Annotated in this window: 2 protein-coding genes; both read left to right on the top strand. The window is 35.6% G+C overall.

Annotation, left to right across the window (positions count from 1 at the left end):
* Positions 1-92 precede the first annotated feature (92 nt).
* A complete protein-coding gene (locus DWZ38_RS21880; RefSeq protein ID WP_117855415.1) occupies positions 93-839 on the top strand; it encodes an alpha/beta hydrolase in 747 nt (248 codons plus the stop codon).
* A gap of 202 nt (positions 840-1,041) precedes the next feature.
* Positions 1,042-2,052, top strand: coding sequence for a helix-turn-helix transcriptional regulator (locus DWZ38_RS21875; protein ID WP_015541488.1), 1,011 nt, complete (start codon positions 1,042-1,044; stop codon positions 2,050-2,052).
* Positions 2,053-2,290 lie beyond the last annotated feature (238 nt).

The raw sequence follows: 2,290 nt of genomic DNA, 5'->3' as shown, positions 1-2,290 counted from the left end.
ATACTGCTTTTTCGTTTGCACCACCTTCGATTCTTTCCTTAACGATTTGTCGAACACATGAAAATTTGAAGTTTACAGCGAGGTGAAAGAGGTTGAATTATGTAGAATATGGAAAAGAAAACAGCGATGTAATTATCCTCTTACACGCAGGCGGTTTATCATGGTGGAATTACAAAGAGGTTGCTGAAAGACTTCAAACAGATTATCATGTGGTTTTGCCTATATTAGATGGTCATGCAGGATGTGATAAGCAGTTTACGACGATAGAGAATAATGCTTTGGATATTATAGAATTTGTAAATAGCAAATTGGGCGGTTCTGTTTTAATGATGGGAGGACTATCGCTTGGAGGGCAGATTTTGCTTGAAATTTTATCTCAACGCAAAGATATATGTAAGTATGCAATAGTGGAAAGTGTACTTGTGATACCTTCAAAATTTACATATTCTATGATTAAACCGGCGTTTGGAAGTTGCTATGGCTTAATAAAGTATAAGTGGTTTTCAAAATTACAATTCAAATCACTACGAATAAAGTCGAATTTGTTTGATGAATATTACAAAGATACTTGTGCTATTAGAAAGAGTGATATGATTGCCTTTTTACAGGAAAACTCAGTATATTCACTAAAAGATGGCATTGGAGAGTGTGAAGCAACCATTCAAATTTATGTTGGAGAAAAAGAAAAGCAATCAATGAAAAAATCTGCTAAAATCATTCATGAAAAATTGCAGGATAGTTTTATACAAGTTCTTCCTAATATGTATCATGGAGAGTTTTCAATAAACCACGCAGATGATTATGTGAGAAAACTATTAGAAATAGTAAAGCGAAGGTAGGTTCGACTTATAAGAAAAAGGAAAACAATAAAACAAATACAGATGATAAATAATTTCCTGCTTGTATTGTTGGAAAATCGGGATTCATAGAATCCTTTTGTGATTTGCAACTTCTGGTTGACAGATTTACAGCCTGAAATGGTGGAATGCAAACAGCAAAACTGTTATATTTAGCTCATAAAATCTGCAAAAGGAGGAAAAAATGATTTTAGCTGATAAGATTACAGAGGAAAGAAAAAAGAATGGATGGTCACAGGAAGAACTAGCCAATCAGTTGGGCGTATCCAGACAGGCAGTATCTAAGTGGGAAAGTGCAGGAGCTGTTCCAGATTTGCAAAGAATTTTACAGATGTCGGAGCTTTTTGGTGTTAGTACAGATTACCTATTAAAAGATGAAATGAAAGCAGAAAATATCACCTATCACGAAAGTACTGAAAGCTATGCAGAACCGTTGAAAAAAGTAACTATGGAGAATGCAAATGAATTTCTTGACATGAAAAGAAATGGATCCAAAGTAGTGGCAAACGCAACAAGTATGTGTATCTTAAGTCCAATATTATTGATTGTTCTTGTGACAATGGCAGAAGATAGCGTATTTCATGTTTCGGAATCTCTGGCAACAGTATTTGGATGTGTTTTTTTGCTTGGAATGGTTGCGGCAGCCGTCTTTTTGTTTATTACATATGGAATGAGTGAATCACATATGGAACATTTTGAAAAAGAATGCTTTGAAACAGAGTATGGTGTATCTGGAATGGTACGAGAAAAAAAAGATTCCTATGAACCAATTTTTATCAGAGGAACAGCTGTTGGGGTAGTGCTTTGTATACTGGCAGTGATTCCGACAATTATTGCCGAATCTATGGAAGCGTCCGACTATTACTGTGGTCTTTCCGTTGGATTACTGCTATTCATACTTGCAATAGGAGTGAATCTGTTGGTTCGTGTTGGGATGGTAAAAAGCAGTTACGATACCCTTCTTCAGGAAGGCGAATATACAAAAGAAGAAAAACTGTTTAAGAAAAAGACTGACACGTTTTCTGGTGTATATTGGTGCTTGACTACAGCGATTTACCTTGCATGGAGCTTCTGGACGATGAGCTGGGATATTACATGGATTGTATGGCCGGTTGCTGGTGTTTTGTTTGCAGCATTGCTTGGTGTGGTGAAAATGGTGTTAAAGAATGGCAGTGAAACTCAGCACTATATTTAAGATGAAGTTAAGTTTTTTTCGCATATTATACGCATCCAGAAATTCAAGTTTACAGAACTGAATCAAAAGAGCTCGAAGGAGCTCTTTTTCCTTTTTTATAATAGTATCATTATGGTATAATAGAGACATTAAAATCGTTAAGGAAAGAATCGAAGGTGGTGCAAACGAAAAAGCAGTATGGAGACTTTTCATTAACTGCCCTTTCGTTTGCATCAATTTCGATTTTTTCTGGTTGAAC

It is taken from the genome of Ruminococcus sp. AF31-8BH (assembly GCF_003460605.1).
GTDB classification, from domain to species: domain Bacteria; phylum Bacillota; class Clostridia; order Lachnospirales; family Lachnospiraceae; genus Blautia_A; species Blautia_A acetigignens.
Note: the sequence above shows the minus strand (reverse complement) of the source record. Positions and strands in the feature narration are given on the sequence as shown.

Coding starts and splice junctions, on each gene's coding strand:
- DWZ38_RS21875 (WP_015541488.1), top strand. CDS start 1,042: ATGATTTTAGCTGATAAGATTACAGAGGAAAGAAAAAAGAATGGATGG.